Here is a 24119-nt window from a genome sequence, read left to right as displayed (position 1 = left end):
TGGTGCGTGCTTGCCGGCCCGGGCGGGCACCGCGCTTGAATTCTTCAGGCATGCCTCGCATATCCCTTCCGGAAAACAGTGGCTCCGATGGCTAGAATGATTTTCATGGCAACCCAACCCCCTTCGATCCCTCCTGCCATCCCTACAGTGCGGCCCGTGTCCGACGATGACGGTGCCGTGGTGCTGGAGCGGCGACGCCAGCGCGTCCAGCCGCCGCAGATGTACCAGGTCGTGATGCTCAACGATGACTTCACGCCCATGGAATTCGTCATCATCGTCCTGCAGGAACTCTTCGGTAAGGACCGCGAAACGGCCACCCAGATCATGCTCAAGATCCATCTCGACGGCCGCGGCGTCTGCGGCGTGTACTCGCGCGATGTGGCGGCCACCAAGGTCGAACAGGTGCTGCAGGCGGCCCAGAAGGCAGGCCATCCGTTGCAGGCGATGTTCGAGCCTGTTGAATAAACCCGGGCCGCCCTGATTTATGGTTGCAGTCAATAATCCCCAGCAAGCGAAAAGGAGTCATCAATGATCGCCCAGGAACTGGAAGTCAGCTTGCACATGGCCTTTGTCGAAGCGCGCCAGCAGCGCCACGAGTTCATCACCGTGGAACACCTGCTGCTGGCCCTGCTGGACAACCCCAGTGCAGCGGAAGTGCTGCGCGCCTGCTCAGCCAACATCGATGACCTGCGCTCGGCCTTGTCCAACTTCATCAAGGACAACACGCCCCAGGTGGCGGGCTCCGATGAGGTGGACACACAGCCCACGCTGGGTTTCCAGCGTGTGATTCAGCGCGCCATCATGCATGTGCAATCCACCGGCAACGGCAAGAAGGAAGTCACGGGCGCCAACGTGCTCGTGGCCATCTTCGGCGAGAAGGATTCGCACGCCGTCTACTACCTGCACCAGCAGGGCGTGACGCGCCTGGACGTGGTCAATTTCATTGCCCACGGCATAAAGAAGGGCGAACCGCCCGAGCCCGCCAAGGCCGAAAACCCTGCCGAGTCCGAAGAGGGCGCCGGCGGCGAGCGCAACGAAAAGGCTTCGCCCCTGGAGCAGTTCACGCTGAACCTCAACCAGGCGGCCAAGGACGGCAAGATCGATCCGCTGATCGGGCGCGACTACGAGGTCGAGCGCACCATCCAGATCCTGTGCCGCCGCCGCAAGAACAACCCTCTGCTGGTCGGCGAGGCCGGCGTGGGCAAGACGGCGATCGCCGAAGGCCTGGCCTGGCGCATCACCGAGGGCAAGGTGCCTGAGGTGCTGACCGAAGCCGTGGTCTATTCGCTGGACATGGGCGCGCTGCTGGCGGGCACCAAGTACCGTGGTGATTTCGAGCAGCGCCTCAAGGGCGTGCTCAAGTCGCTCAAGGACCGGCCCAACGCCATCCTGTTCATCGACGAAATCCACACGCTGATCGGCGCGGGCGCCGCTTCGGGCGGCACGCTGGACGCGTCCAACCTGCTCAAGCCGGCGCTGTCCAGCGGCCAGCTCAAGTGCATCGGCGCGACCACCTTCACCGAGTACCGCGGCATCTTCGAAAAGGATGCGGCGCTGTCGCGGCGTTTCCAGAAGGTCGATGTGGTCGAGCCCACCGTGGCCGAGACCGTGGACATCCTCAAGGGCCTGAAGTCGCGCTTCGAGGAGCACCACAGCGTGCAGTACGCCGCCGCCGCCCTGCAGGCTGCGGCCGAGCTGTCGGCCAAGTACATCAATGACCGCCACCTGCCCGACAAGGCCATCGACGTGATCGATGAGGCCGGTGCCGCGCAGCGCATCATCCCGGTGGAGCAGCGCAAGCAGACCATCGACAAGGCCGAGATCGAGGCCATCGTGGCCAAGATCGCGCGCATTCCGCCCGCCAACGTGTCCAACGACGACCGCAGCAAGCTGCAGACGCTGGAGCGCGACCTCAAGAGCGTGGTCTTCGGCCAGGACAAGGCGCTGGAAGCGCTGGCCTCCTCGGTCAAGATGGCGCGCTCGGGCCTGGGCAAGCCGGACAAGCCGATCGGCTCCTTCCTGTTCTCGGGCCCCACGGGCGTGGGCAAGACGGAAGCGGCCAAGCAGCTGGCCTACATCCTGGGCGTGGACCTGATCCGCTTCGACATGTCGGAGTACATGGAGCGCCACGCCGTCAGCCGCCTGATCGGCGCGCCTCCGGGCTACGTGGGCTTTGACCAGGGCGGTCTGCTGACCGAGGCCGTGACCAAGAAGCCGCATTCGGTGCTGCTGCTCGACGAAATCGAGAAGGCGCATCCGGACATCTTCAACGTGCTGCTGCAGGTCATGGACCACGGCACGCTGACGGACAACAACGGGCGCAAGGCCGATTTCCGCAACGTGATCCTCATCATGACCACGAACGCGGGCGCCGAGACCATCAACAAGGCCTCGATCGGCTTCACCAACCCGCGCCAGGCCGGCGACGAAATGGGCGACATCAAGCGCCTGTTCACGCCGGAGTTCCGCAACCGTCTGGACGCCATCGTCAGCTTCAAGCCGCTGGACGAGCAGGTCATCCTGCGCGTGGTCGACAAGTTCCTGCTGCAACTGGAGCAGCAACTGGCCGAAAAGCGCGTGGAGGTCACCTTCACCGATGCGCTGCGCAAGCACCTGGCCAAGAAGGGCTTCGATCCGCTCATGGGCGCCCGCCCCATGCAGCGCCTGATCCAGGACACCATCCGGCGTTCGCTGGCCGACGAGCTGCTGTTCGGGCAGTTGGTCGACGGTGGCCGCCTGGAAGTGGACTGGGTGGCCGACGCCGACGATGCCGACAAGGGCGAAGTCAAGCTCGACATCACGCCCCAGCCCAAGCAGGACCCGGCTTCCGAGCCGGCCGAGCCCAAAGAGGCCACTGCCGACTGATGTGCATCGCCTGATGCCCATCGCGCAAGCCGACAGCCCCCCGGGCTGCCGGCTTTTTCTTTGATCCGCCCGAAGGAGTCTTTGTGGAGTGGCTTCGTCAGTACCTGACCCATGAGAATGCGCTGCTGCTGCTGTCGGTGACCTGGTCGGTCTATGTGGTGATCGTCGCGGTGTGGATCCTTCTGCAGCGCAGCGCGCCCGTGGCCACGCTGAGCTGGCTTCTGTCCATGGCGGCGATTCCCGTGGGCGGGCTGGCCATTTACTACTTCTTCGGCCCGCAGCGGCTCAAGCGCCAGCGCATCAAGCGGCTGCGCGCGCGAAAGACATCGCGTGTGCGAACAGGCGTGCAGCGCCTGCGTGAGCGCATGCCGGGCAGCTCTGAGCGACTGCACCAGGTCGCGCGGCTGGTGGCGGCCACCAGCGACTTTCCCGTCAGCACGGCCGCCGACCTGCGGCTGCTGGTGGGCGGCGCTGCCACCTTTGACGCCATCATCGAGGCGGTGAATGCGGCGCGCCACCACATCCACCTGGAGTACTACATCTTCGAGCCGGACCAGACCGGCACGGCCCTGCGCGACCTGCTGATACAGCGGGCCCGCGCAGGCATACAGGTGCGCCTGCTGGTGGATGCCCTGGGTTCCAAGAAGCTGGGGCGGCGCTTTCTGCAGCCGCTGGAGGATGCGGGCGCCGAGGTCGCACTGTTCCATGGCACCAAGATCGGCCGGCGCCTGCGCCCGGTCATCAACTTCCGTACCCACCGCAAGATCCTGGTGTGCGACGGCAAGGTGGGCTTCACGGGCGGCGTCAACGTGACCGACGAAGAGAACGCGCGTGTCATGCCCGATGCCTACCACGACGTGCACCTGCGCCTGGAGGGCGCCATCGTCAACTGGCTGCAGACCGTGTTCCTCGAAGACTGGGCCTATGCGCTGGAAAAGGACCCCAAGAACGAGCCCGCCGACATCGACCTGCTGCTGCCGGATGCGCCCGAGGGCCCGCTGCCCGTGCAGATCATCACCTCGGGCCCCGACAACGGCCTGCAGGCCATCTACCGCGCCCATCTTGCCGCCATCAACGCGGCCGAGGAACGTGTCTGGCTGACCACGCCGTATTTCGTGCCGACGGAGGCCGCGCTGGCAGCGCTCACCAATGCCTCGCTGCGCGGTGTCGATGTGCAGCTGCTGGTGCCACGCCGTTCGGACTCGGCCCTGGTCACGGCGGCTGCGCGCTCCTACTACGACGAGCTGATCCGCTGCGGCGTGCGCGTCTACGAGTACAAGGCACGCATGCTGCACTCCAAGACCCTGGTGGTGGACGACAACATCGCCATCATCGGCACGGCCAACTTCGACTACCGCAGCTTCTTCCTGAACTACGAGGTCTGCGCCATCGCCTACGGGCCTGCGCTCAACGGCGATCTGGCCAAGCAGTTCGAGGCCGATCTGGAGCAGGCCCAGCGCGTGCATTTCAAGCGCGACCTGGGCTTTGCGCTGCGCCTGTTCGACTCGGGCGCGCGGCTGTGTTCGCCCCTGCTGTGAGGGCCGGTGGCCCGTTTTTCGCAGGCATACTCGCCCGATGGCCCATACCTTCTTCTGGCACGACTACGAGACCTTCGGCGCCCAGCCGCGCTATGACCGGCCCGCGCAATTCGCGGGCATCCGCACCGATGCGGAACTCAATGAAATCGGCGAGCCCGTCATGTGGTATTGCCAGCCGGCAGGCGACTACCTACCCGATCCGCAGTCCTGCCTGATCACCGGCATCACGCCCCAGCAATGCCTGGAGCAGGGCATGCCCGAGGCCCAGTTCGCCGCCTGCATCGAGGCAGAACTGGCCCAGGCAGGCACCGTGGGTGTGGGCTACAACACCATCCGTTTTGACGACGAGATCACGCGCTTCATGTTCTGGCGCAACCTCATCGATCCCTATGCGCGCGAATGGCAAAACGGCTGCGGGCGCTGGGACCTGCTCGACGTGGTGCGCATGGTCTATGCGCTGCGCCCCGAAGGCATTGTCTGGCCGAAAAAGGAGGATGGATCTCCGAGCTTCAAGCTCGAGGATCTGGCCCGTGCCAACGGCCTGCTGCACGAGAAGGCGCACGACGCGCTGTCCGACGTGCGCGCCACCATCGGGCTGGCGCGGCTGATCCGCAAGGTCCAGCCCAGGTTGTTCGACTTCGCCTTCTCGCTGCACAAGAAGGACCGCGTGCTGCAGGAAATGGGCCTGCCGGCCGAGCCGGCGCATGCCAGGCCCTTCCTGCACGTCAGCGGCATGATCCGGCCCGAGCGCGGCTGCATCGCCGTCATGTGGCCGCTGGCCACGCACCCCACCAACAAGAACGAGATCATCTGCTGGGATCTGGCGCAGGACCCGTCCGAGCTGGCCTCCATTGACGTGGACACGCTGCGCCTGCGCCTGTTCTCGCGCGCGGCCGACTTGCCCGAGGGCATGCAGCGCCTGCCCATCAAGAGCATCCACGTCAACAAGTCGCCCATGGTGGTCGGCAGCCTCAAGACGCTGAGCCCGGCCATGGCCGCGCAATGGGGCATCGATGTGGAGCAGTGCATGGGCCATGCGGCCATTGCACGTGACCTGCCCGACATGAGCGCGCTGTGGCGTGCCGTTCACCAGCGCCCTGCGCAGGAAGGGCTGGATGCCGACCAGGACCTGTACGGCGGCTTTGTGGGCAACGAGGACCGGCGCCGCCTGAACCACCTGCGCAGCCTGTCCGCGCAGGAGCTGGCGCTGGACCGCACGGGATTCGACGATGCCCGCCTGACCGAACTGCTGTTCCGCTACCGCGCCCGCAACTTTCCCGCCAGCCTGAACCCGGCCGAGCGCCAGCGCTGGTTGCAGCACTGCGCTGCCTGCCTGATCGACGGCAAGGGCGGCGCACGCACGGCCGAGCAGATGTTTGCCATGGTCGATCAGCTATCGGAAACTGCCGACGAGCGCGGCGAGGAAATCCTGGGGGCGCTGTATGACTATGCGGAAGCCATCATGCCGGAGGTCTGACGCTGGAGTGTCAGGGGGCCGGTTCAATCATGAACACGGAAGAGGGGCTGAACACCGGCAGCTTGCTGTTGTCAGTCACGGTTCCATGCCAGAGTCGTTGCGGTTTTCATCGTCAGCATCTAGACGCACGGCAGGCAACTGCCTGAGCAGTGCCGGCAGCCACTCCTGCACTGTCTCCCACACCACATCAAGGTTGATGTCGAAATAGCCGTGAGCCATGCGATTGCGCATATTGCGCATGCTGCGCCACGGCACCTCGGGGTGCGTCTGGGTGAACTTGGCGTAGCCGTCCATTACCTTCGTGGCTGCCTCGCCGATGATGATGAAGCTCATGATGACGGCTTGCTGGGAGCGCTTGTCGGCGAAGAAGTCCTCCTTGGTCAACCCTTCCACGAAGCTGCGCGCATCGATCGCAGCCTGCTGGATGTGGTCCAGGTAGTCAGGCAGGCGGTAGTTCTCGCTCATACCGGTTTTGCCTCTGCAAGCACCTTGGCACGGAACTTCGACGGCAGGTCACCGGGCGTCAGCAAATCGACGTCAACGCCGAGCAGCAATTTCAGCTCGTCTTCCAGATCACCCAAGTCCAACAAGGTGGCACCGGGCAGCGCGTCGACCAGCAGGTCGAGGTCGCTCCCGTCCCGGTCGGTGCCATGCAGTACCGAACCGAAGACTCGCGGGTTTGCCGTGCGAAAGCGGCTGACCGCTTCGCGCACCGCACTTCGCTTCATGTCAAGCACAACGGACGGGCGCATAGGCATCCTTTCTTGTCGAATCTCGTTGAGATGATATGCAATCCACTGTGCTGTCAGCCAAAGAACTTGTAGCAGACCACGATGGCCGCCACCACGCCGGCCAGTTCGGCGATGAGGGCGCAGGGCACGGCGTGGCGGGCGCGCTGTATGCCTACGGCGCCGAAGTAGACGGCCAGGACGTAGAAGGTGGTTTCGGTGCTGCCCTGGATGGTGGCGGCCACCAGGGCGGCGAAGCTGTCCACGCCCTGGGTCTGCATGGTCTCGATCAGCATGGCGCGCGCCGCGCTGCCCGAGAAGGGTTTGACCAGGGCCGTGGGCAGGGCGTCCACGAAGCGGGCGTCCATGCCCAGGGCATCGACCACCCAGCGTATGCCCGACAGCGCGTACTCCAGCGCACCCGATGCGCGGAACACGCCCACGGCGCAGAGCATGGCCACCAGGTAGGGCAGCAGGCCCTTGGCCACGTCAAAGCCTTCCTTGGCGCCTTCGATGAAGCTGTCGTAGACCGCGACCTTGCGCCAGGCGCCCAGGCTGACGAACAGCACGATCAGGGCAAACAGCGTCAGGTTGCCCAGCAGCGATGACAGCTGCGCCAGCGCGGTCGCCGACAGCGTGGCCAGAAAGGCCATGAAGCCCGCCAGCGCCAGGCCCAGCGGCAGCAGATAGCCCAGCACCACGGGGCTCCACAGCGGCAGCCGCTGCACGGCGGCCACGGCCAGCAGGCCGACCAGGGTCGAGGCCGAGGTGGCCAGCAAGATCGGCAGAAAGACCAGGGTGGGATCGGGCGCACCCTGCTGCATGCGGTACATGAAGATGGTCACGGGCAGCAGGGTCAGCGACGAGGCGTTGAGCACCAGGAACAGGATCTGCGCATTGGTGGCGGTGTCGGGCCGGGGATTGAGCTCCTGCAGCGAGCGCATGGCCTTCAGGCCCATGGGCGTGGCCGCGTTGTCCAGTCCCAGCCCGTTGGCCGCGAAGTTCAGCGTGATCAGGCCCAGGGCCGGATGGCCGCGCGGCACCTCGGGCATGAGCCTGGCGAACAACGGGCCCAGCACGCGCGCCAGCCACTCCACCACGCCGGCCTTCTCTGCGATGCGCAGAAAGCCCAGCCACAGCGTCAGCGTGCCGAACAGCAGCACCATGACCTCGACCGACAGCCTGGCCATGGCAAACAGCGCCTGCACCATGGCCGAGAAAATCCCGGCCTGGCCGCCGACCAGCCATTGCGCCAGCGCAGCCACGGCCGCCACCAGAAAAAAGCCCAGCCACAAGGCATTCAGCATGGTTTCCCGTCCCTCACGAGGCAATTGCAAGCCGCCATTGTGGGGCCAGCTGCAGGGCTTACGGGCCAGGGCGGCAGGGCATTGACAGGGCTCCGTTATCCTCGCGGCCCCGTGGTCCGAGGACCGCACCATTGCTGCAAAGGATTCCATGCCCCAGGTGATAGGACAGGTGAGCGTCGCCGTGCGCGACTATGACGAGGCGCTGCGCTTTTATGTGGGCGCGCTGGGCTTTGTGCTGATCGAGGACACCGCCCTGTCAGAGGGCAAGCGCTGGGTCACCGTGGCCCCCGGTGGCGGCGGTGTGCGCCTGCTGCTGGCCCGCGCCACGAATGAGGAACAGGCCGCGCGCGTGGGCAACCAGACCGGCGGGCGCGTGTTCCTGTTCCTGCAGACCGACGACTGCCTGCGCGACTTCGAGGCCTACCGCTCGCGCGGCGTGCGCTTTGTGCAGGACCCCCAGCGCAAGCCCCACGGCACCGTGGCCGTGTTCGAAGACCTCTACGGCAATCTGTGGGATCTCATCGAGCCGCATCCTGCGCGCTGAGGGCTGAAGGCGCACCGCTTCAGCGGCTGGCCACGATGAACAGCCTGGGGAAGGGCAGCAGCACCGTGCCATCGTCCAGCGCGGGGTAGGCCTGGGAGATGGCCTGCAGATACGCTGCGTAGAAGCCGGCCTTTTGCTCCGCGTCCAGCGGCGCGACGAAGGGGCGCAGCGCCGAACCCTTGAACCACTCAACCACCGCGGCATGGCCGCCCGCCAGCGGGTGGAAGTAGGTGGTGCGCCAGACATCGACGTTGCTGCAGTGCGGGCGAAGCAGGGCGTAGTAGAAGTCCGCGCTGTGACGTGCGGGGTGGCGCACATCGCCAATCCTGGGCGCCCAGGGGCCGCTGGCGGCCACTTCGCGTGCCAGCCGGTGGGCCGGTTCTTCCAGGTTGTCCGGCGTCTGCACGGCCAGGCTGCCACCGGGTGCTAGGTGGCTGACAAGGCGCGGGTAAAGCTGCTGGTGGTCGGGCAGCCACTGCAGCGAGGCATTGGCCAGGATCACGTCCTGCGGCTGGTCGGGCTGCCAGGTGGCGATGTCGGCCAGGGAGAAGGCCGTGCCCGGCAGCCGCTTGCGTGCGGCATCCAGCATGTCCTCGGAATTGTCCAGCCCCGTCACGGTGGCTCCGGGGAAGCGCTGGGCCAGGACCTCGGTGGAGTTGCCGGGGCCGCAGCCCAGGTCCACGGCCAGCCGCACGGCGCGGCCAGGCAGATCGGGAATGGCGGCCACCAGGTCGCGCACGGGGCGCGTGCGTTCCTGCTCGAACGTTGTGTACTGCTTTGCGGACCAGGTCATCGTGTTGCCTTTCATGTAGGTGTGTTTGTGGGGCGCGAGCGTAAATCCGTCCATCCATGATTGCAAATGCCACAATTGAAGTCTTCCCATACCTTGAAAGTATTGATGTGCCCGAGCTTCGCCAACTGCGCGCCTTTGTCGCCATCGCCGAGGAAGGCCACATCACGCGTGCGGCCGAGCGCCTGGGCATGCAGCAGCCGCCGCTGACGCGATTGCTGCAGGGCCTGGAACACGAATTGGGCGTGGAGCTGGTGCAGCGCCTGCCGCGCGGCGTGCGGCCGACGGCGGCGGGGCTGGCGCTGCTGGAAGAGTCCAAGGCGCTGCTGGAGCGCTGTGACGTGCTGGCCGAGGTGGTGCGCCGTGCCGCCCGGGGCGAGACGGGCCGGCTGGCCGTGGGCTTCACCAGCTCTGCCGCGCTGCATCCCTTTGTCCCCGGCGTGCTGCGCATGTTCCGCCAGCAGGTGCCCGGCGTGGCCGTGGCGCTGGAGGAGGCGGGCACGGGTGAACTCATGGATGCATTGCTGCACGAGCGGCTGGACGCGGCCTTTGTGCGCTCGCCCCTGCATGGCAGCCAGGGGCTGCAGGCCGTGCCGATTCTGGAGGAGCCCATGCTGCTGGCCCTGCCTGCAGGGCATGCGCTGGCACGCCCATTGCGCCGGCCCGTGCCTTTGCCGCAGCTCGCCTCGGAGGATTTCGTGCTGTACCGGCGCAGGGTAGGGCAGGGCCTGTACGACGCCATTCTCAAGGCCTGCCTGGAGGCGGGTTTCAGCCCGCGCGTGGTGCAGGAGGCGCCGCGCATGACGGCCACGCTGAGCCTGGTCTCGGCAGGGCTGGGGCTGTCCATCGTGCCGGCCTCCATGCAGCGCCTGCGCAGCGACGGCATTGTCTACCGTGCGCTGTCCCAGTGCCCCGGGTTGGCCGCTCCCCTGCATCTGGCCACGCGCGTGGGCGATGCGTCGGCCGTGCTGCGCAGGTTCCAGGACCTGGTTGCCACGGCGGCCGTGGCGGAGTCCTGAAGGTGCGGACTATGGTGTCCTGGTTGCTGCGCGTGCGGCAGCGCGCGGGCCGCCGCGCTGCTTGACCACGGTGCGTGCGCAGTCCACCAGCCTGTGGATCAGCGGCAGCCGTGCCGACGAGCGCAGCCACATCACGCCAAAGCGCCGCGACTGCGATTCCTCGGGCAGGGCCAGACGCACCACGCCCTGGCCATCGGGCAGGTTCAGGGCCGTGTCGGGCACCAGGGAGACGCCCAGGCCGCGCTCCACCATCATGGCAATGGCCACCAGCGAGCTCAGTTCAAAGCGTTCCTGCGGCGCAATCTGCGCGGCGCGCAGATAGCGCTCCACCATTTGCCCGCCGCCGAGGCTGCGGTCATAGCGGATCAGCGGCTGGGTGCGCAGCAGCGTGTGCGGGTCCAGGTGCGCCAGCTGGTGCGGCACCAGCAGCACCAGCGGCTCCTCGCGCAGCAGTGTCCAGTCGAAGGTCTTGGCCAGGGCGAAGGAGGGGTGCAGGCAGACAGCGGCATCCAGCTCGCCCTGCTGCACGGCCTGGTACAGCTCGCGCGTGGTGGCCGAGCGCAGGAAGACCTTGGTCTGCGGGCACTTCTTCACAAAGCCCGCCAGGATGTCGGGCAGCAGGCTGTGCAGGGCCGTGTTGATGGTGCCTATCACCAGCTCGCCGTCGGCGCCCTCATGGTTGACATGGGTCTTGGCGTTGGCCAGCTCGCGCAGCAGCAGCGGGGCTGATTGCGACAGCCGGTGGCCGGCTGGCGTGGGCAGCACGGTGCGGCCTGCGCGGGCCAGCAGGGGGGCGTCGAACTCGCGCTCCAGGATGCGGATCTGCTGGGCCACGGCGGCGGCCGTGATGTTCAGGCGCCGCGCGGCCTCGGCCATGGAGCCCGTCTCGACCACGAGCAGGAAGCTGTGCAGGTAGCTGGTTTCCATAAACAAAGAATTTGTGTGGTTTGAACAAATATTACCTGTGTTTCTCTTGGCTTTCTGCCGCCCACAATGCGGTGCATGAGAAGCAAACTGTTTGTTCCCGCATCGCGTCCCGAGCTGTTCGCCAAGGCCCTGGCCGGCGAGGCCGACGCACTGTCCTTCGACCTGGAGGACGCGGTGGCCGAGGCCCGCAAGGACGAGGCGCGCGGCCTGCTGCGCAGCTTCCTGCTCAGCCCTGAAAGCCGGGGCCATGGCAAGACGCTGATCGTGCGCGTCAACGCCATGGATACGCCGCATTTCGGCGCCGACATCGCCGAGATGGTGCGCGACGGCGTGCACCTCATCAACCTGCCCAAGCCCGAGACCGTGCAGCAGGTGCGCGAGGCCGCACAGCGCATTGCCGAGGCGGCAGGTGCCAACGGCGTGGCCCAGGCGCCTGGCCTGCTGCTCAACATAGAAACACCCCGTGCCCTGCGCTGCGCTGCCGAGCTGGCCAGCGCCCATGCCAGCGTGGCCGGCCTGCAGATGGGGCTGGGCGATCTGTTCGAGCCCTTTGGCGTGAACCGGCGTGAGCCCGCCGCCATTGCCCAGGCGCTGTTTGCCGTGCGCATGGCCGCCGCCGAGGCCGGCGTCTACGCCTACGACGGCGCCTTTGCCGACATCCGCGACAGCGAGGGCTTCAGCGCCGAGGCCCGCCTGTCGCGCGGCCTGGGCTTTCTGGGCAAGACGTGCATACATCCCAGCCAGATCGCCCTGGCCAATGCGGTCTACCAGCCCACCGAGCAGGAGATTTCCCACTCGCTGAAGGTGGTCCAGGCGGCCCGCGAGGCTGACGCCAATTCGCTGGGCGCCTATGTGGTGGACGGAAAGATGGTGGACAAGCCCTTTGTGCTGCGCGCCCAGGCCATCGTGGCTGCGGCGCATGCACAGGGGCTGCTGGCGGCCTGAACGGGCGGCCGGCAATCCGGTGCCCCGGCATCCGGCATGCCGGGCATCCCCATGACAAGAAACAGTACAGGAGACAAAGACATGAGCATTTCCCATTGCCGCGCGCGGCGCAGGCTGGTGGCGCTGGCCGCCACCACAACGGTGGCCACGCTGGCCGGGCTGGCTTCGCCGGGATTGATGGCGCAGGGCGCCTTCCCGTCCAAGGCCATCACCATGGTGGTTCCCTATCCGCCGGGAGGCTCCAACGATGTTTTCGCACGCCAGGTGGCCAAGGAAATGGGCGATCTGCTCAAGCAGACCGTGATCGTGGACAACCGGCCCGGCGCCAGCGGCAACACCGGCACGGCCTCGGTGGCCAAGTCGACGGCAGACGGCTACACGCTGGTGGCGGTCTCGTCCAGCATGACCACGAATGCTGCGGTACAGGCCAAGATGCCCTTCGACCCCGTCAAGGACCTGGCGCCCGTGGCCATGTTTGCCAAGGGCCCGCTGGTGGTGGCCGTGAACAACGAATTCCCCGCCAGGACGCCGCAGGATCTGGTGCGCGCCATCAAGGCCAGCCCGGGCCAGTTCAACTACGCCACCTCGGGCACTGGCAGCATCAACCACTTCGCGACCGAGATGATGCGCTCCATGGTGCCGGGCATGGACATCATGCATGTGCCCTACAAGGGACAGGGTCCGGCCGTGACCGACGTGATCGGCAACCAGGTGCAGATGCTGGTCTCCAGCGGCCCGTCCATCCTGCCCATGGTGCGCAACGGCAAGCTGCGCGCCATCGGCATCACCAGTCTCAAGCCCAGCCCCATTGCGCCGGACCTGACGCCCATGGCAACGGCCATCCCGGGCTACGAATTCGATCTGTGGTGGGGGCTGCTGGCGCCTGCGGGCACGCCCGCCGACATCGTGGACCGCCTCAACCAGGCCGTGAACCAGGTGCTGGCCAAGCCGACCATCCAGGCCAGCTTCCTGCGCGAAGGCGCCATTGCCAACCCCGTGACGCCGCAGCAGTTCGCACAGGTGATCCGCAGCGACGTGGCGCGCTGGAAGCAGCTCGCCAAGGACCGCAATATCCAGGCCGACTGAACCCGGCCTTTGGCGGGAGGTGCCCCAGGCCTTCCCGCTTCCCTATCAGGAGAAACGAATGAGTTTTGTGCCCGGTGAACGCCAGGGACCGAAAGGCCCGCTCAGCGGTGTGCGCGTGCTGGATCTGAGCGCCTATATCGCGGGGCCTTATGGCTGCTCGCTGCTGGCGGACCAGGGCGCCGAGGTGATCAAGGTCGAGCCGCCCGTGGGCGACAACCTGCGCAAGTACCCGTCCACGCTGGAAGCTGAAAGCCGCGCCTTCCTGGGCGTGAACCGCAGCAAGTGGGGCATGGTGCTGGACCTGAAGAACGAGGCCGACCATGCCGTGCTGCTGCGCCTGGTGCGCGAGGCCGATGTGCTGGTCCACAACTTCCGCCCCGGCGTGCCCGAGCGGCTGGGCATCGGTTTTGCGCAACTGGCCGCCATCAACCCACGCCTCATCTATTGCAGCGTCACCGGCTATGGCAGCCGCGGGCCGCTCAAGGCCAAGGCGGGCTACGACCAGGTGCTGCAGACCATGACCGGCATGTGCGCCATGCAGGGCAAGGCAGGCGGGCCGCCCGAGATTCTCTACGGCTCCGTGGTGGACTACTACGCCTCGGCCCTGGTGGCGGGTGGTGTGTCGTCGGCGCTGTACGAGCGCGAGAAAAGCGGGCTGGGCCAGCATGTAGGCGTGTCCCTGCTGCGCGCGGCGCTGACCATGCAGTCCGCACGCATGGTCTGGGCCGAGGGCGAGCCGCGCGAGGTGGGGCGCGACATGCGCTCCGGCGGCATCACGGGCATCCACCCGACGCGCGAAGGATATCTCTACATTTCGGCCAACACCGCGCATTTCTGGGCGGCGCTGTGCCGCAAGCTGGATCTGCCCGAGGTGGCCAGCGACGAGCGCTACGACTCCGTGCGCAAGCGCGCCCAGCACCGCGACGTGCTGGTGCCCCTGCTGCGCCAGGCGCTGGCGGGGCGCAGCGCGCTGGAATGGGAGGCCTTGTTTGGCGAGGAAGTGCCCTGCGCGGCGGCCCGCACGGTGGAAGACATGTTCGACGACCCGCAGGTGCAGGCCGAGGGCATGGTCACCCGTTTCGAGCACCCGACCCTGGGCAGCTACCGGGGCTTTGCCGGCGCCGTCGAATTCGACCGCACGCCCGGCCCGCCGGCCTTTGCTGCGCCCACGCTGGGCCAGCACACCCAGGCCCTAAAGGCCGCCGCACAAGAGGGCTGCTGATGCAGGCACTGCCCGCTGGTGCCTGCGACGCCCATCTGCATGTCTTCGATCCGCGCTTTGATACGCGTTTTGGTGCCCATGCCACGGCTGCCGACTATGCGCAGCTGCGCGGCGCCATGGGGTTGGAGCGCGCCGTCATCGTCCAGCCGCGTGCGCATGGCACGGACAACCGGGCCACGCTGCACGCCATCCAGTCGCTGGGCGCTGCAAGCACGCGCGGCATTGCCGTAGTGCACCCCGAGATCACCGACGCACAGTTGCAGGCGCTGCATGACGGCGGCATTCGCGGCATCCGCTTTTCGCTGCACACCGAGCACGATGCAGCCGTGCGGCTGGACATGCTGGAGCCGTTGGCCGAGCGCATTGCCGCGCTGGGCTGGCATGTGCAGCTGCACTGGCTGGCCAGCCAGATCGAGGCCCATGCGGCGTTGCTGCACAGGCTGCCATGCACCCTGGTGTTCGACCACATGGCGCGGCTCGCTGACAGTGCTGACGGCGCTGGCGTGCACCAGTCCGCCTTTGGCGTGGTCCGTGGGCTGGTGCAGCAGGGCAGGGCCTGGGTCAAGCTCTCGGGCCCGTATCTGAACAGCCGGGCGGGCCTGGCCGCAGGCTATGCCGACTGCGACGCGCTGGCGCAGGCCTGGGTGTCCGAGGCCCCGCAGCGCCTGGTCTGGGGCAGCGACTGGCCCCATGTCACCGAAGTTGCCCATCCGCCGCAGACCCCCCTGCTGCTGGCGCTGCTGTCGCGCTGGATTCCCGATGCGGCGCTGCGCGCCCGCGTGCTGGTGGACAACGCCGCCGAGCTGTACGGATTCGATTGAGGGCGCGGGGCACGCAAGCCTCGCAGCCCAGGTTTTCACCATTGAGCAACAGGAGACAGAAACGTGAAGAAGATCAAGACACTGCGGCCCGCCATGACGGTGCTGGCCTTGGGGCTGGGCCTGGGACTGGGACTTTTCCAGGGCACGCTGCATGCGGCCGACTATCCGGCCGCGCAGGCCATCACCGTCGTCGTGCCGTTCTCGGCCGGCGGCGGTGCGGACAATGCGGCGCGCATCATCGCCAAGGCGCTGGGCGAAGTCTCGGGCCAGACCGTGGTGGTGGACAACAAGGCCGGCGCCAGCGGCGCCATTGGTGCCGCCCTCGTGGCGCGCGCCAAGGCCGATGGCTATACGGTGCTGTATGACGCATCGTCCTTCGCCATCAACCCCGCATTGCGCAAGCTGCCCTATGACCCGGCCAAGGATTTCATTGCCGTGTCCCAGGCCATCAGCGTGCCCAACATTCTCGTGGCGGCGCCGTCCTCGCCCTACAACAGCCTGGCCGACTTCATGAATGCCGCGCGGCAAAAGCCCGGCAGGCTCACCTATGCCTCCTACGGTCCGGGCAGCCTGGCCCAGATGGCGACGGAACTGCTCAAGGCAGACGCCAAGTTCGATGCCGTCCACGTTCCCTACAAGGGCGGGGCGCCCGCCATCGTCGATGTCATGGGCGGCCAGGTCGATGTGTACTTTGCCAACGCAGCCTCCAGCATCAACTACGTCAAGGGCGGCAAGCTCAAGGCGCTGGCCGTGTCCTCGGCCAAGCGCATGCCCGACCTGCCCGACGTGCCCACGGTGGCGGAAAGCGGCATCAAGGGCTTCGAGGTCACGGAGTGGAACGGCTTCTTCCTGCCTGCGGGCACGGCGCCCGACACCGTGCAGAAGCTGCAGGACCTGGTGCAAAAGGCACTGGCCTTGCCGGCCACGCGCGCCAGCCTGGAAAAGCTGGGCCTGACGCCGGTGGGCAGTTCCTCCGCCGCCTTCACGGGCTTCGTGGCGGCCGAGCGCAAGCGCTGGGATGCCGTGGTCAAGGCCAACGGCATCACCGTGCAGTGAGCCGCCGCGCGTGACGGGGCTCAGGGCGTGGCGGTGACGCGCAGCAACTGCCCGTCCTGGGCATCCGTCAGCAGGTAAAGCCAGCCGTCCTGTCCCTGGCGGACATCACGCACGCGCTGGCCCAGGCGCAGCAGTACCTGCTCGCTGGCGGTCACCTTGCCTGTCCACAGGGGGGCAGGCCAGCGGGTGCCGGCGCGAGGCGCCCGTCACCGTGCACGATGCGCATGCGGCCCGGCCGACTGCGCTGTATCGCAGTCGGCCGGCTTTGATCTGGCAAACATCATGCACGACGCGGCCAGAGCCAGCGGCGCCCTGTCAACCACTGCGCAAAAAGCCCGCGCAGCCACTTGCGCGGGTGTATAAACAGCGCTCTTTCGGCGCCGGGCCGGGTCCCTGCGTGGGGCGGTCGGCGGCGCCTCCTACCCACCAGAGAATCCGCAAGGGAAAAGCAGCCATGGGCGCGCAATGGAAAGCAAAGGGCAAGGCGCTGGTCGCCGATGCCAAGGGAAAGCTGTTTGGCAAGCTGGCCAAGGAAATCATCGTCGCGGCGCGCGCCGGCGCCGATCCGGCAGGCAACTCGCGCCTGCGCATGGCCGTGGAAGCCGCCCGCAAGGCCTCCATGCCCAAGGACACGCTCGAGCGTGCGATCAAGAAGGGCTCGGGCGTGGGTGCCGATGCCGTCAACTACGAACGCGTGGTCTATGAAGGCTACGGCCCCAACCGCGTGCCCGTGATGATCGAGTGCCTGACCGACAACGTGAACCGCACGGCGCCCAACATGCGCGTGTGCTTCCGCAAGGGCCAGATGACGGCCGTGGCCTGGGACTTCGACCATGTAGGCATGATCGAGGGCGAGCCCGAAGGCGGTGCCGATGCCGAGCTGGCCGCCATCGAGGCCGGCGCACAGGACTTCGAGCCCGGCGAGGAAGAGGGCACGACGCTGTTCATCACCGACCCGACGGACCTGGATACCGTGAGCAAGGCGCTGCCGGCCCAGGGCTTCAAGGTGCTGTCGGCCAAGCTAGGCTACAAGGCCAAGACGCCGGTCAGCATGGCCAGCCTGTCGGCCGAGCAGCAGGAGGAAGTGCAGGACTTCCTGGCCGGCATCGAGAACGATGATGACGTGCAGCACGTCTATGCGGGGCTGGTGGATTGATCCCGCTGTCCCCCGCTCCCCAGCAAAAAAGCCGCACGATGTGCGGCTTTTTTGTGGGTGCTTGCACCAAGCCTACTTGGTGCCGAAGATGCGGTCGCCCGCGTCGCCCAGGCCCGGCAGGATGTAGCCGTGCGCGTCGAGCTGGCGGTCCACGGCGGCCGTGTAGATGTCCACGTCGGGATGGGCCTTTTGCATGGTGGCCACGCCTTCGGGCGCGGCCAGCAGGCACATGAACTTGATGGACTTCGGGTTCAGCTGCTTCAGGCGCGCCACGGCGGCGGCTGCCGAGTTGCCCGTGGCCAGCATGGGATCGACGACCAGCACGTCGCGCTCTTCCATCTCGGAAGGCATCTTGAAGTAGTACTCGACGGGCTGCAGCGTCTCGGGGTCGCGGTACAGGCCGATGTGGCCGATGCGCGCACCGGGCACGACGTTGAGCATGCCGTCGAGGAAACCGTTGCCGGCGCGCAGGATGGACACCAGCACCAGCTTCTTGCCGTCGATGACCTTGCCGGTCATGGTCTCCAGCGGGGTTTCGATCTCGATGTCCTGCAGCGGCATGTCGCGCGTGATCTCGTAGGCCATCAGCGTGGACAGCTCGCCCAGCATGCGGCGAAAGCTGTTGGTGCTGGCTTCCTTGCGGCGCATCAGCGTGAGCTTGTGTTGGACCAGCGGGTGGTCGATCAGGTGCAGAGTACTCATGGTTTTCTTCTGGAAAAAAGGGGCGCCGGCATTTGTGGCCGGCGCCAGGGGGCGGTTCAGTCGTGCAGAAAGCGTGCGTAGCGCGCCAGGTCCACATTGCCGCCGCTGATCAGAATGCCCACGCGCGCGCCCGACAGCGCAACCCCGCCATGCAGGGCGCCCGCCAGCGAGAGCGCTCCCGTGGGTTCGACCACGATTTTCTTGCGTTCCGCGTAAAAGCGCATGGCCTGCACCAGATGCTCGTCCGCCACGGCCAGGATATCTTCCACATGCTCGCGGATGATGGCGAATGTGATATCGCCGATGGACTGGGTCTGGGCACCGTCGGCAATGGTGTGGGGCGTGGGGATCTGCACGATCTGGCCTGCGCGCAGCGACTGGCGGGCATCGTCGCCGGCCTGGGGCTCGACGCCGTAGACCTTGCAGCGCGGCGCCAGTTGCCTGGCCGCCAGCAGGCTGCCCGACAGCAGGCCGCCGCCGCCCAGGCAGACGAACAGGTAGTCCAGGTCGGGCACCTCTTCGAACAGTTCCTTGGCTGCCGTGCCCTGGCCGGCGATCACGTCGCGGTGGTTGAACGGCGGGATCAGCGTCATGCCGCGCTCGTCGGCCAGGCGGCGGGAGATGGCCTCGCGGTCCTCGGTGAAGCGGTCATAGGTCACCACCTGGGCGCCGTAGGAGCGCGTGGCCGCCATCTTGGAGGCGGGGGCATCCTCGGGCATGACGATGAGCGCGGGCATGTCCAGCATCTGCGCGGCCAGGGCCACGGCCTGGGCATGGTTGCCCGAGGAGAAGGCCAGTGCGCCGCGCTTGCGCTGCTCGGGCGTGAACTGCGACAGCGCGTTGTAGGCGCCGCGTATCTTGAAGGCACCCGTGCGCTGCAGGTTCTCGCACTTGAAGAACAGCTGGGCGCCCAGCAGCTCGTCGGCGGTGCGGCTGCGCAGTATGGGTGTGCGGTGGGCCACGCCTTCCAGCCGGCGAGCGGCGGCGGCGACATCGTCATAGGTGGGCAGCGAGGGAGGGCTGTTCGTCGTCATGGCGTGCGGTTCCGCAAAGTGGATGGAGGCACTTTCGATCATAGCCGCATGCGCGGGCTTTCAGAGCCCTGAAATGCGCCAGCCGTTGCATGGCAACGGCTGGGTGCTATGGTGTTTGATGCGGCGCAGGGCCGGTGCGCCAGCGCTTCAGCGCTTCTTGTTGCCCAGGATGCCGCCGAGCACGCCGCGCAGGATCTCCTTGCCCAGCGAATTGCCCATGGTGCGCATGGTGGACTTGGCCATGGTCTGCACCAGGCCGTCGTGCTTGCCGCCGCGCGGGCCCGTGGTGCCGAACAGCAGGTCCTTGAGCCCGTCCATCATGGCGCCACCTTCGCTTGCCGCGGGCGCAGCACCGGCCGGGCCCGTGCCGGTTGGCGCTGCGCCGTCGCCGGCCGCTGCCGTGCGGCCGCGCAGCACCTCGTAGGCCGACTCGCGGTCCACCGCCTTTTCATAGACGCCGGCCACCAGCGACTGTGCCAGCAGGGTCTTGCGCTGCTCCTCGTTGATGGGGCCGATCTGGCTGCCGGGCGGGATCACGTAGGCACGCTCGGTGATGCCGGGGCGTCCCTTGTCGTCGAGGAAGCTCACCAGGGCCTCGCCCACGGCCAGCTCGGTGATGGCGGCCTCGATATCCAGGCCGGGCTTGGGCCGCATGGTGGTGGCCGTGGCCTTGACGGCCTTCTGGTCGCGCGGCGTGAAGGCGCGCAGCGCGTGCTGCACGCGGTTGCCCAGCTGGGCCAGCACGGTGTCGGGCACGTCCATGGGGTTTTGCGTGACGAAGTACACGCCCACGCCCTTGGAGCGCACCAGGCGCACCACCAGCTCGATGCGTTCGAGCAGCACCTTGGGCGCGTCGTTGAACAGCAGGTGGGCCTCGTCGAAGAAGAAGACCAGCTTGGGCTTGTCGGGGTCGCCGATCTCGGGCAGGCGCTCGAACAGCTCGGACAGCATCCACAGCAGGAAGGTGGAGTACAGGCGCGGCGAATTCATCAGCTTCTCGGCGGCCAGGATGTTGACCACGCCCTTGCCGCCGGCATCGGTCTGCATCAGGTCGTTGATGTCGAGCATGGGCTCGCCAAAGAACTTGTCACCGCCCTGCGACTCGATGGCCACCAGCCCGCGCTGTATGGCGCCCACGCTGGCCGCGCTGATGTTGCCGTACTCGGTGGTGAACTGCTTGGCGTTGTCGCCCACATGCTGGAGCATGGCGCGCAGGTCCTTGAGGTCCAGCAGCAGCAGTCCGTTGTCGTCGGCAATCTTGAAGACCAGGTTGAGCACGCCCATCTGCGTGTCGTTCAGGGCCAGCATGCGGCCGATCAGCAGCGGACCCATGTCCGAGACCGTGGCGCGCACCGGGTGGCCCAGCTCGCCGAACACGTCCCACAGCGTGGTGGGGCAGGCCAGGGGCTGGGGAATCTCGATGCCGCGCTCCTGCAGGGAGGCCACCATCTTGGCGCCCGTGCTGCCAGCCTGGCTGATGCCGGACAGGTCTCCCTTGATGTCGGCCATGAACACCGGCACGCCGATCTCGGAGAATCCCTCGGCCATTTTCTGCAGCGTCACGGTCTTGCCGGTGCCGGTGGCGCCCGTGATCAGGCCATGTCGATTGGCCAGTGCGGGCAGCAGCAGGCATTCTGTGGCAGAGTGGCGGGCGATCAGAAGTGGAGCGGCCATTTCGGGTTTCCTCGGGGGAGCATGCGGTCAAAAGTAAAATCCCAGCCGCAAGGTTAAATCAATATCAAAGGACAGCCTGTGGCAGGACACAGTAAATGGGCCAATATCCAGCACCGCAAAGGCCGCCAGGACGAAAAGCGCGGCAAGGTCTGGACTCGCATCATCCGTGAAATCATGGTGGCGGCACGCACGGGAGGGGGCGATCTCAGCGCCAACCCGCGCCTGCGCCTGGCGGTGGAAAAGGCCAAGGCGGCCAACATGCCGGCCGACAACATCAAGCGCAACATCGACAAGGCCACGGGCAACCTCGAAGGCGTGACCTACGAGGAAATCCGCTACGAAGGCTACGGCATTGGCGGCGCGGCCATCATCGTGGACACCATGACCGACAATCGCGTGCGCACTGTGGCGGATGTGCGTCACGCCTTCAGCAAGTACGGTGGCAACATGGGCACGGAAGGTTCCGTGTCCTTCCAGTTCAAGCATGTCGGACAACTGATCTTCGCTCCCGGAAGCGACGAGGACCAGATCATGGAAGTGGCTCTGGAGGCCGGCGCCGAGGACGTGATCACCGATGACGAGGGAGCCATCGAGGTGCTGACCGCACCCGCAGAGTTCGAAACCGTGCGCGACGCGCTGCAGGCCAAGGGCCTGACGCCGGAGGTGGCTGAAGTCACCATGCGCCCGGAAAACACCATCGCCCTGCAAGGCGATGACGCAGCCCGCATGCAAAAGCTGCTGGACATGATCGAAGACCTGGATGACGTACAGGACGTCTACCACAACGCTGAACTATGAAAATTCTTGTGATTGGTGGCGGAGGCCGCGAGCACGCCCTGGCGTGGAAACTGGCTGAATCGCCGAAATCGACCAAGGTCTATGTGGCCCCCGGCAACGGTGGCACGGGCCTGGCCGGCGGCAAGGTGGAAAACCTCAACATCACCGACCCGCAGGCGCTGCGCGAGTGGGCGCAGGCCGAGAAGGTCGCGCTGACCGTGGTCGGCCCCGAGGCTCCGCTGGCTGCCGGCGTGGTCGATGAGTTCCGCGCCCATGGCCTGCGCATCTTCGGCCCCTCCAAGGCGGCCGCCCAACTGGAAAGCTCCAAGGCCTTCTCCAAGGACTTCATGGCGCGCCACGGCATCCCCACGGCGCTCTATGAAACCTTCACCGACCCGGTGGCGGCCCATGCCTACGTGGACCGCCTGGGTGCGCCCATCGTGGTCAAGGCCGACGGCCTGGCCGCAGGCAAGGGCGTGGTCGTTGCGACAACGCTGCAGGAAGCCCACGACGCCGTGGACTTCATGCTCGTGGACAACAAGTACGGCGTGGCCCACAACGACGGCGGCGCCCGCGTGGTGATCGAGGAATTCCTCGCCGGCGAGGAAGCCAGCTTCATCGTGCTGTGCGACGGCAAGAACGTCCTGGCCCTGGCAACCAGCCAGGACCACAAGCGCCTGAAGGACGGCGACCAGGGCCCGAACACGGGCGGCATGGGCGCCTACTCGCCCGCGCCCGTGGTCACGGCCGACGTGCATGCCCGCGCCATGCGCGAGATCATCCTGCCCACCATCCGCGGCATGGAAAAGGACGGCATTCCCTACACCGGCTTCCTCTATGCGGGCCTGATGATCGACGCGTCCGGCCATCCCAAGACGCTGGAGTTCAACTGCCGCATGGGCGACCCCGAGACCCAGCCCATCATGATGCGCCTCAAGAGCGATCTGGTGGACGTCATGCTGGCGGCCACCGATGCCAAGCTCGACCAGGTCGAGCTGCAATGGGACCGCCGCACGGCGCTGGGCGTGGTCATGGCTGCGGCCGGCTACCCCGAGGACCCGCGCAAGGGCGATGCCATCAGCGGGCTGCCGCAGGACGCCGCCGATGCCATGGTCTTCCATGCCGGCACCCAGCTCAAGGACGGTGTGCCCGTCACCAGCGGTGGCCGCGTGCTGTGCGTCACCGTGCTGGCCGACAGCGTCAAGCAGGCCCAGCAAAAAGTCTATGACGTGGCGCGCGGCATCCATTTCGATGGTGCCCAGTACCGCCGCGACATCGGCTTCCGTGCTGTGAAGAACTGAGTCCATGGCAGAGCAATCGACCGGGCAGGCGCTGCCCGTGGCCCAGGTGCGCGAGTACCTGACGGGCCTGCAGGCCCGCATCACGCAGGCGCTGGAGCAGGTGGAAGGCGAGGGCGGTGCACGCTTTCTGTCCGACACCTGGAGCAAGGGCCCCGGCGAGCGCCTGCAGGGCGATGGCATCACCCGCATCATGGAGGGCGGCCGCGTGTTCGAGCGCGCGGGCTGCGGCTTCTCGCATGTGCGCGGGCCGCAGCTGCCGCCCTCGGCCACGCAGCACCGGCCTGAACTGGCGGGTGCGCCTTTCGAGGCCATGGGCGTGTCCCTGGTCTTCCATCCGCGCAATCCTTTTGTGCCTACGGTACACATGAATGTGCGAATGATTGCGGCCGGCTCAGGTGCGGCGGGCTCAGGTGCGGCAGGGCATCCGGGCAACGAACCCACCTGCTGGTTCGGCGGCGGCATGGACCTGACACCGGTCTACGGCTTCGAGGAAGATGCACAGCACTTTCACCGCGTCTGCCGCGATGCGCTGGCGCCTTTTGGCGACACGCTCTACCCGCGTTTCAAGACCTGGTGCGACGAGTACTTCTGCCTGAAGCACCGCAACGAGCAGCGCGGCATCGGCGGCATCTTCTTCGACGACTTCTCTGAGCTGGGCCAGGCGCGAAGCTTCGACATGCTGCGTTCGGTGGGAGATTCCTTTCTGGAGTCCTACCTGCCCATCGTCGAGCGCCGCCAGGCCATGGACTACGGGCAGCAGCAGGTCGATTTCCAGCGCTACCGCCGCGGCCGCTACGTGGAGTTCAACCTGGTCTGGGACCGGGGCACGCACTTCGGCCTGCAGTCCGGCGGGCGCACGGAATCCATCTTGCTGTCCATGCCCCCGCATGCGAGCTGGAGCTACCAGCGCGAGGACGCGCCCGGCACGCCCGAGCGGGCGCTGCTGGAGCAATTCCTGGTGCGCCGCGACTGGCTTTGAGTTCCATTGCCGCCATCTCCGGCCGCGTGGCGAAATCCGCGCGTGCAAGGGAATAGGCGGCAAAACTATAATTTCAATAGCTTGAGGCGCAGCGTTGGCTGCGTTCTCCACTTTCTTCGGCGCGAAATCTTCCGGCGATCTGTGGGCGAACTCCATGCATTTTGGAGCGCC

23 protein-coding genes and 1 pseudogene are annotated in these 24119 nt (G+C 66.8%); 15 read left to right on the top strand and 9 right to left on the bottom strand.

Annotated features, from left to right (window positions below; all coding sequences use genetic code 11):
* Positions 1-87 precede the first annotated feature (87 nt).
* The 4 genes from clpS (at position 88) to sbcB (ending at position 5880) form a co-directional block, all read left to right on the top strand.
* Positions 88-465 carry an ATP-dependent Clp protease adapter ClpS gene (clpS, locus tag DELCS14_RS16425; protein ID WP_012205338.1) on the top strand — a complete coding sequence of 126 codons (378 nt, stop codon included), beginning with the start codon at positions 88-90 and terminating at the stop codon, positions 463-465.
* Positions 466-528: 63 nt separating this feature from the next.
* On the top strand, positions 529-2865 hold the full coding sequence (clpA, locus tag DELCS14_RS16420; protein WP_012205339.1) for an ATP-dependent Clp protease ATP-binding subunit ClpA: 2337 nt from the start codon (positions 529-531) through the stop codon (positions 2863-2865).
* 83 nt (positions 2866-2948) lie between these two features.
* Positions 2949-4403 carry a cardiolipin synthase gene (gene cls, locus DELCS14_RS16415; RefSeq protein ID WP_012205340.1) on the top strand — a complete coding sequence of 485 codons (1455 nt, stop codon included), beginning with the start codon at positions 2949-2951 and terminating at the stop codon, positions 4401-4403.
* A gap of 37 nt (positions 4404-4440) precedes the next feature.
* Positions 4441-5880: an exodeoxyribonuclease I gene (gene sbcB / locus DELCS14_RS16410; RefSeq protein ID WP_013802653.1), complete on the top strand. Its 1440-nt coding sequence runs from the start codon at positions 4441-4443 to the stop codon at positions 5878-5880.
* Positions 5881-5955: 75 nt separating this feature from the next.
* Here sbcB and DELCS14_RS16405 read toward each other — a convergent pair whose 3' ends face one another.
* The 3 genes from DELCS14_RS16405 to DELCS14_RS16395 are packed head-to-tail and all read right to left on the bottom strand — an operon-like array spanning position 5956 to position 7915.
* Entirely contained in the window at positions 5956-6345 is a 390-nt protein-coding gene (locus tag DELCS14_RS16405; protein WP_013802652.1) for a DUF86 domain-containing protein, read from the bottom strand.
* On the bottom strand, positions 6342-6632 hold the full coding sequence (locus DELCS14_RS16400; RefSeq protein WP_013802651.1) for a nucleotidyltransferase: 291 nt from the start codon (positions 6630-6632) through the stop codon (positions 6342-6344). Before DELCS14_RS16400 ends, DELCS14_RS16405 begins: the two co-directional genes overlap by 4 nt.
* A gap of 53 nt (positions 6633-6685) precedes the next feature.
* Positions 6686-7915: a spore maturation protein gene (locus tag DELCS14_RS16395; RefSeq protein WP_013802650.1), complete on the bottom strand. Its 1230-nt coding sequence runs from the start codon at positions 7913-7915 to the stop codon at positions 6686-6688.
* 148 nt (positions 7916-8063) lie between these two features.
* Between DELCS14_RS16395 and DELCS14_RS16390 the strand changes: the two genes are divergently transcribed.
* Complete coding sequence (locus DELCS14_RS16390; RefSeq protein WP_013802649.1) at positions 8064-8459, top strand: VOC family protein; 396 nt, start codon at positions 8064-8066, stop codon at positions 8457-8459.
* Between the two features lie 19 nt (positions 8460-8478).
* Here the strand turns inward: DELCS14_RS16390 and tam are convergent, their stop codons facing one another.
* The gene (tam, locus tag DELCS14_RS16385; protein WP_013802648.1) at positions 8479-9252 is read right to left on the bottom strand and encodes a trans-aconitate 2-methyltransferase; all 774 of its coding nucleotides are present in this window, start codon (positions 9250-9252) and stop codon (positions 8479-8481) included.
* 107 nt (positions 9253-9359) lie between these two features.
* Between tam and DELCS14_RS16380 the strand changes: the two genes are divergently transcribed.
* On the top strand, positions 9360-10268 hold the full coding sequence (locus DELCS14_RS16380; protein WP_193760945.1) for a LysR family transcriptional regulator: 909 nt from the start codon (positions 9360-9362) through the stop codon (positions 10266-10268).
* A gap of 9 nt (positions 10269-10277) precedes the next feature.
* Here DELCS14_RS16380 and DELCS14_RS16375 read toward each other — a convergent pair whose 3' ends face one another.
* The gene (locus DELCS14_RS16375) at positions 10278-11195 is read right to left on the bottom strand and encodes a LysR family transcriptional regulator (protein WP_013802646.1); all 918 of its coding nucleotides are present in this window, start codon (positions 11193-11195) and stop codon (positions 10278-10280) included.
* Positions 11196-11270: 75 nt separating this feature from the next.
* Here DELCS14_RS16375 and DELCS14_RS16370 point away from each other — a divergent pair, with 75 nt between their 5' ends.
* From DELCS14_RS16370 to DELCS14_RS16350, 5 genes are all read left to right on the top strand, one after another.
* Positions 11271-12140 (top strand): CoA ester lyase, encoded by an 870-nt coding sequence (locus DELCS14_RS16370; protein ID WP_013802645.1) that lies wholly within the window; start codon positions 11271-11273, stop codon positions 12138-12140.
* Between the two features lie 81 nt (positions 12141-12221).
* Positions 12222-13226, top strand: coding sequence for a tripartite tricarboxylate transporter substrate binding protein (locus tag DELCS14_RS16365; RefSeq protein WP_013802644.1), 1005 nt, complete (start codon positions 12222-12224; stop codon positions 13224-13226).
* A gap of 58 nt (positions 13227-13284) precedes the next feature.
* Positions 13285-14448, top strand: a complete 1164-nt coding sequence (locus DELCS14_RS16360; protein WP_013802643.1) for a CoA transferase — start codon at positions 13285-13287, stop codon at positions 14446-14448.
* Entirely contained in the window at positions 14448-15269 is an 822-nt protein-coding gene (locus DELCS14_RS16355; protein WP_013802642.1) for an amidohydrolase family protein, read from the top strand. Before DELCS14_RS16360 ends, DELCS14_RS16355 begins: the two co-directional genes overlap by 1 nt.
* A 63-nt stretch (positions 15270-15332) precedes the next feature.
* The gene (locus tag DELCS14_RS16350; protein WP_013802641.1) at positions 15333-16325 is read left to right on the top strand and encodes a tripartite tricarboxylate transporter substrate binding protein; all 993 of its coding nucleotides are present in this window, start codon (positions 15333-15335) and stop codon (positions 16323-16325) included.
* A 20-nt stretch (positions 16326-16345) separates the two neighbouring features.
* On the opposite strand, the pseudogene DELCS14_RS30025 reads toward DELCS14_RS16350, so the two are convergent.
* Positions 16346-16486, bottom strand: a pseudogene (locus tag DELCS14_RS30025) (PQQ-dependent sugar dehydrogenase); the annotation flags it as partial.
* A 293-nt stretch (positions 16487-16779) separates the two neighbouring features.
* On the opposite strand from DELCS14_RS30025, the gene DELCS14_RS16345 reads away from it, so the two are divergent.
* Positions 16780-17481, top strand: coding sequence for a YebC/PmpR family DNA-binding transcriptional regulator (locus DELCS14_RS16345; protein WP_012205353.1), 702 nt, complete (start codon positions 16780-16782; stop codon positions 17479-17481).
* A 72-nt stretch (positions 17482-17553) separates the two neighbouring features.
* Here DELCS14_RS16345 and upp read toward each other — a convergent pair whose 3' ends face one another.
* From upp to DELCS14_RS16330, 3 genes are all read right to left on the bottom strand, one after another.
* The gene (upp, locus tag DELCS14_RS16340; protein ID WP_012205354.1) at positions 17554-18183 is read right to left on the bottom strand and encodes a uracil phosphoribosyltransferase; all 630 of its coding nucleotides are present in this window, start codon (positions 18181-18183) and stop codon (positions 17554-17556) included.
* Positions 18184-18239: 56 nt separating this feature from the next.
* Positions 18240-19217 carry a threo-3-hydroxy-L-aspartate ammonia-lyase gene (locus DELCS14_RS16335; protein ID WP_043796794.1) on the bottom strand — a complete coding sequence of 326 codons (978 nt, stop codon included), beginning with the start codon at positions 19215-19217 and terminating at the stop codon, positions 18240-18242.
* 147 nt (positions 19218-19364) lie between these two features.
* Positions 19365-20891 (bottom strand): helicase HerA-like domain-containing protein, encoded by a 1527-nt coding sequence (locus DELCS14_RS16330; RefSeq protein WP_013802639.1) that lies wholly within the window; start codon positions 20889-20891, stop codon positions 19365-19367.
* Positions 20892-20969: 78 nt separating this feature from the next.
* On the opposite strand from DELCS14_RS16330, the gene DELCS14_RS16325 reads away from it, so the two are divergent.
* Genes DELCS14_RS16325 through hemF form a run of 3 tightly spaced genes read left to right on the top strand, consistent with a single transcriptional unit; the run spans position 20970 to position 23948 of the window.
* Positions 20970-21689 carry a YebC/PmpR family DNA-binding transcriptional regulator gene (locus DELCS14_RS16325; RefSeq protein WP_012205357.1) on the top strand — a complete coding sequence of 240 codons (720 nt, stop codon included), beginning with the start codon at positions 20970-20972 and terminating at the stop codon, positions 21687-21689.
* The gene (gene purD, locus DELCS14_RS16320) at positions 21686-22969 is read left to right on the top strand and encodes a phosphoribosylamine--glycine ligase (RefSeq protein ID WP_012205358.1); all 1284 of its coding nucleotides are present in this window, start codon (positions 21686-21688) and stop codon (positions 22967-22969) included. The genes DELCS14_RS16325 and purD overlap by 4 nt, the downstream gene beginning before the upstream one ends.
* Before the next feature lie 4 nt (positions 22970-22973).
* Positions 22974-23948 (top strand): oxygen-dependent coproporphyrinogen oxidase, encoded by a 975-nt coding sequence (hemF, locus tag DELCS14_RS16315; protein WP_013802638.1) that lies wholly within the window; start codon positions 22974-22976, stop codon positions 23946-23948.
* Positions 23949-24119 lie beyond the last annotated feature (171 nt).

The sequence above is a fragment of the Delftia sp. Cs1-4 genome (assembly GCF_000214395.1).
Lineage (GTDB): Bacteria > Pseudomonadota > Gammaproteobacteria > Burkholderiales > Burkholderiaceae_C > Comamonas > Comamonas acidovorans.
The sequence above is the reverse complement of the archived record's forward strand: the minus strand, read 5'-3'. Positions and strand labels throughout refer to the sequence as shown.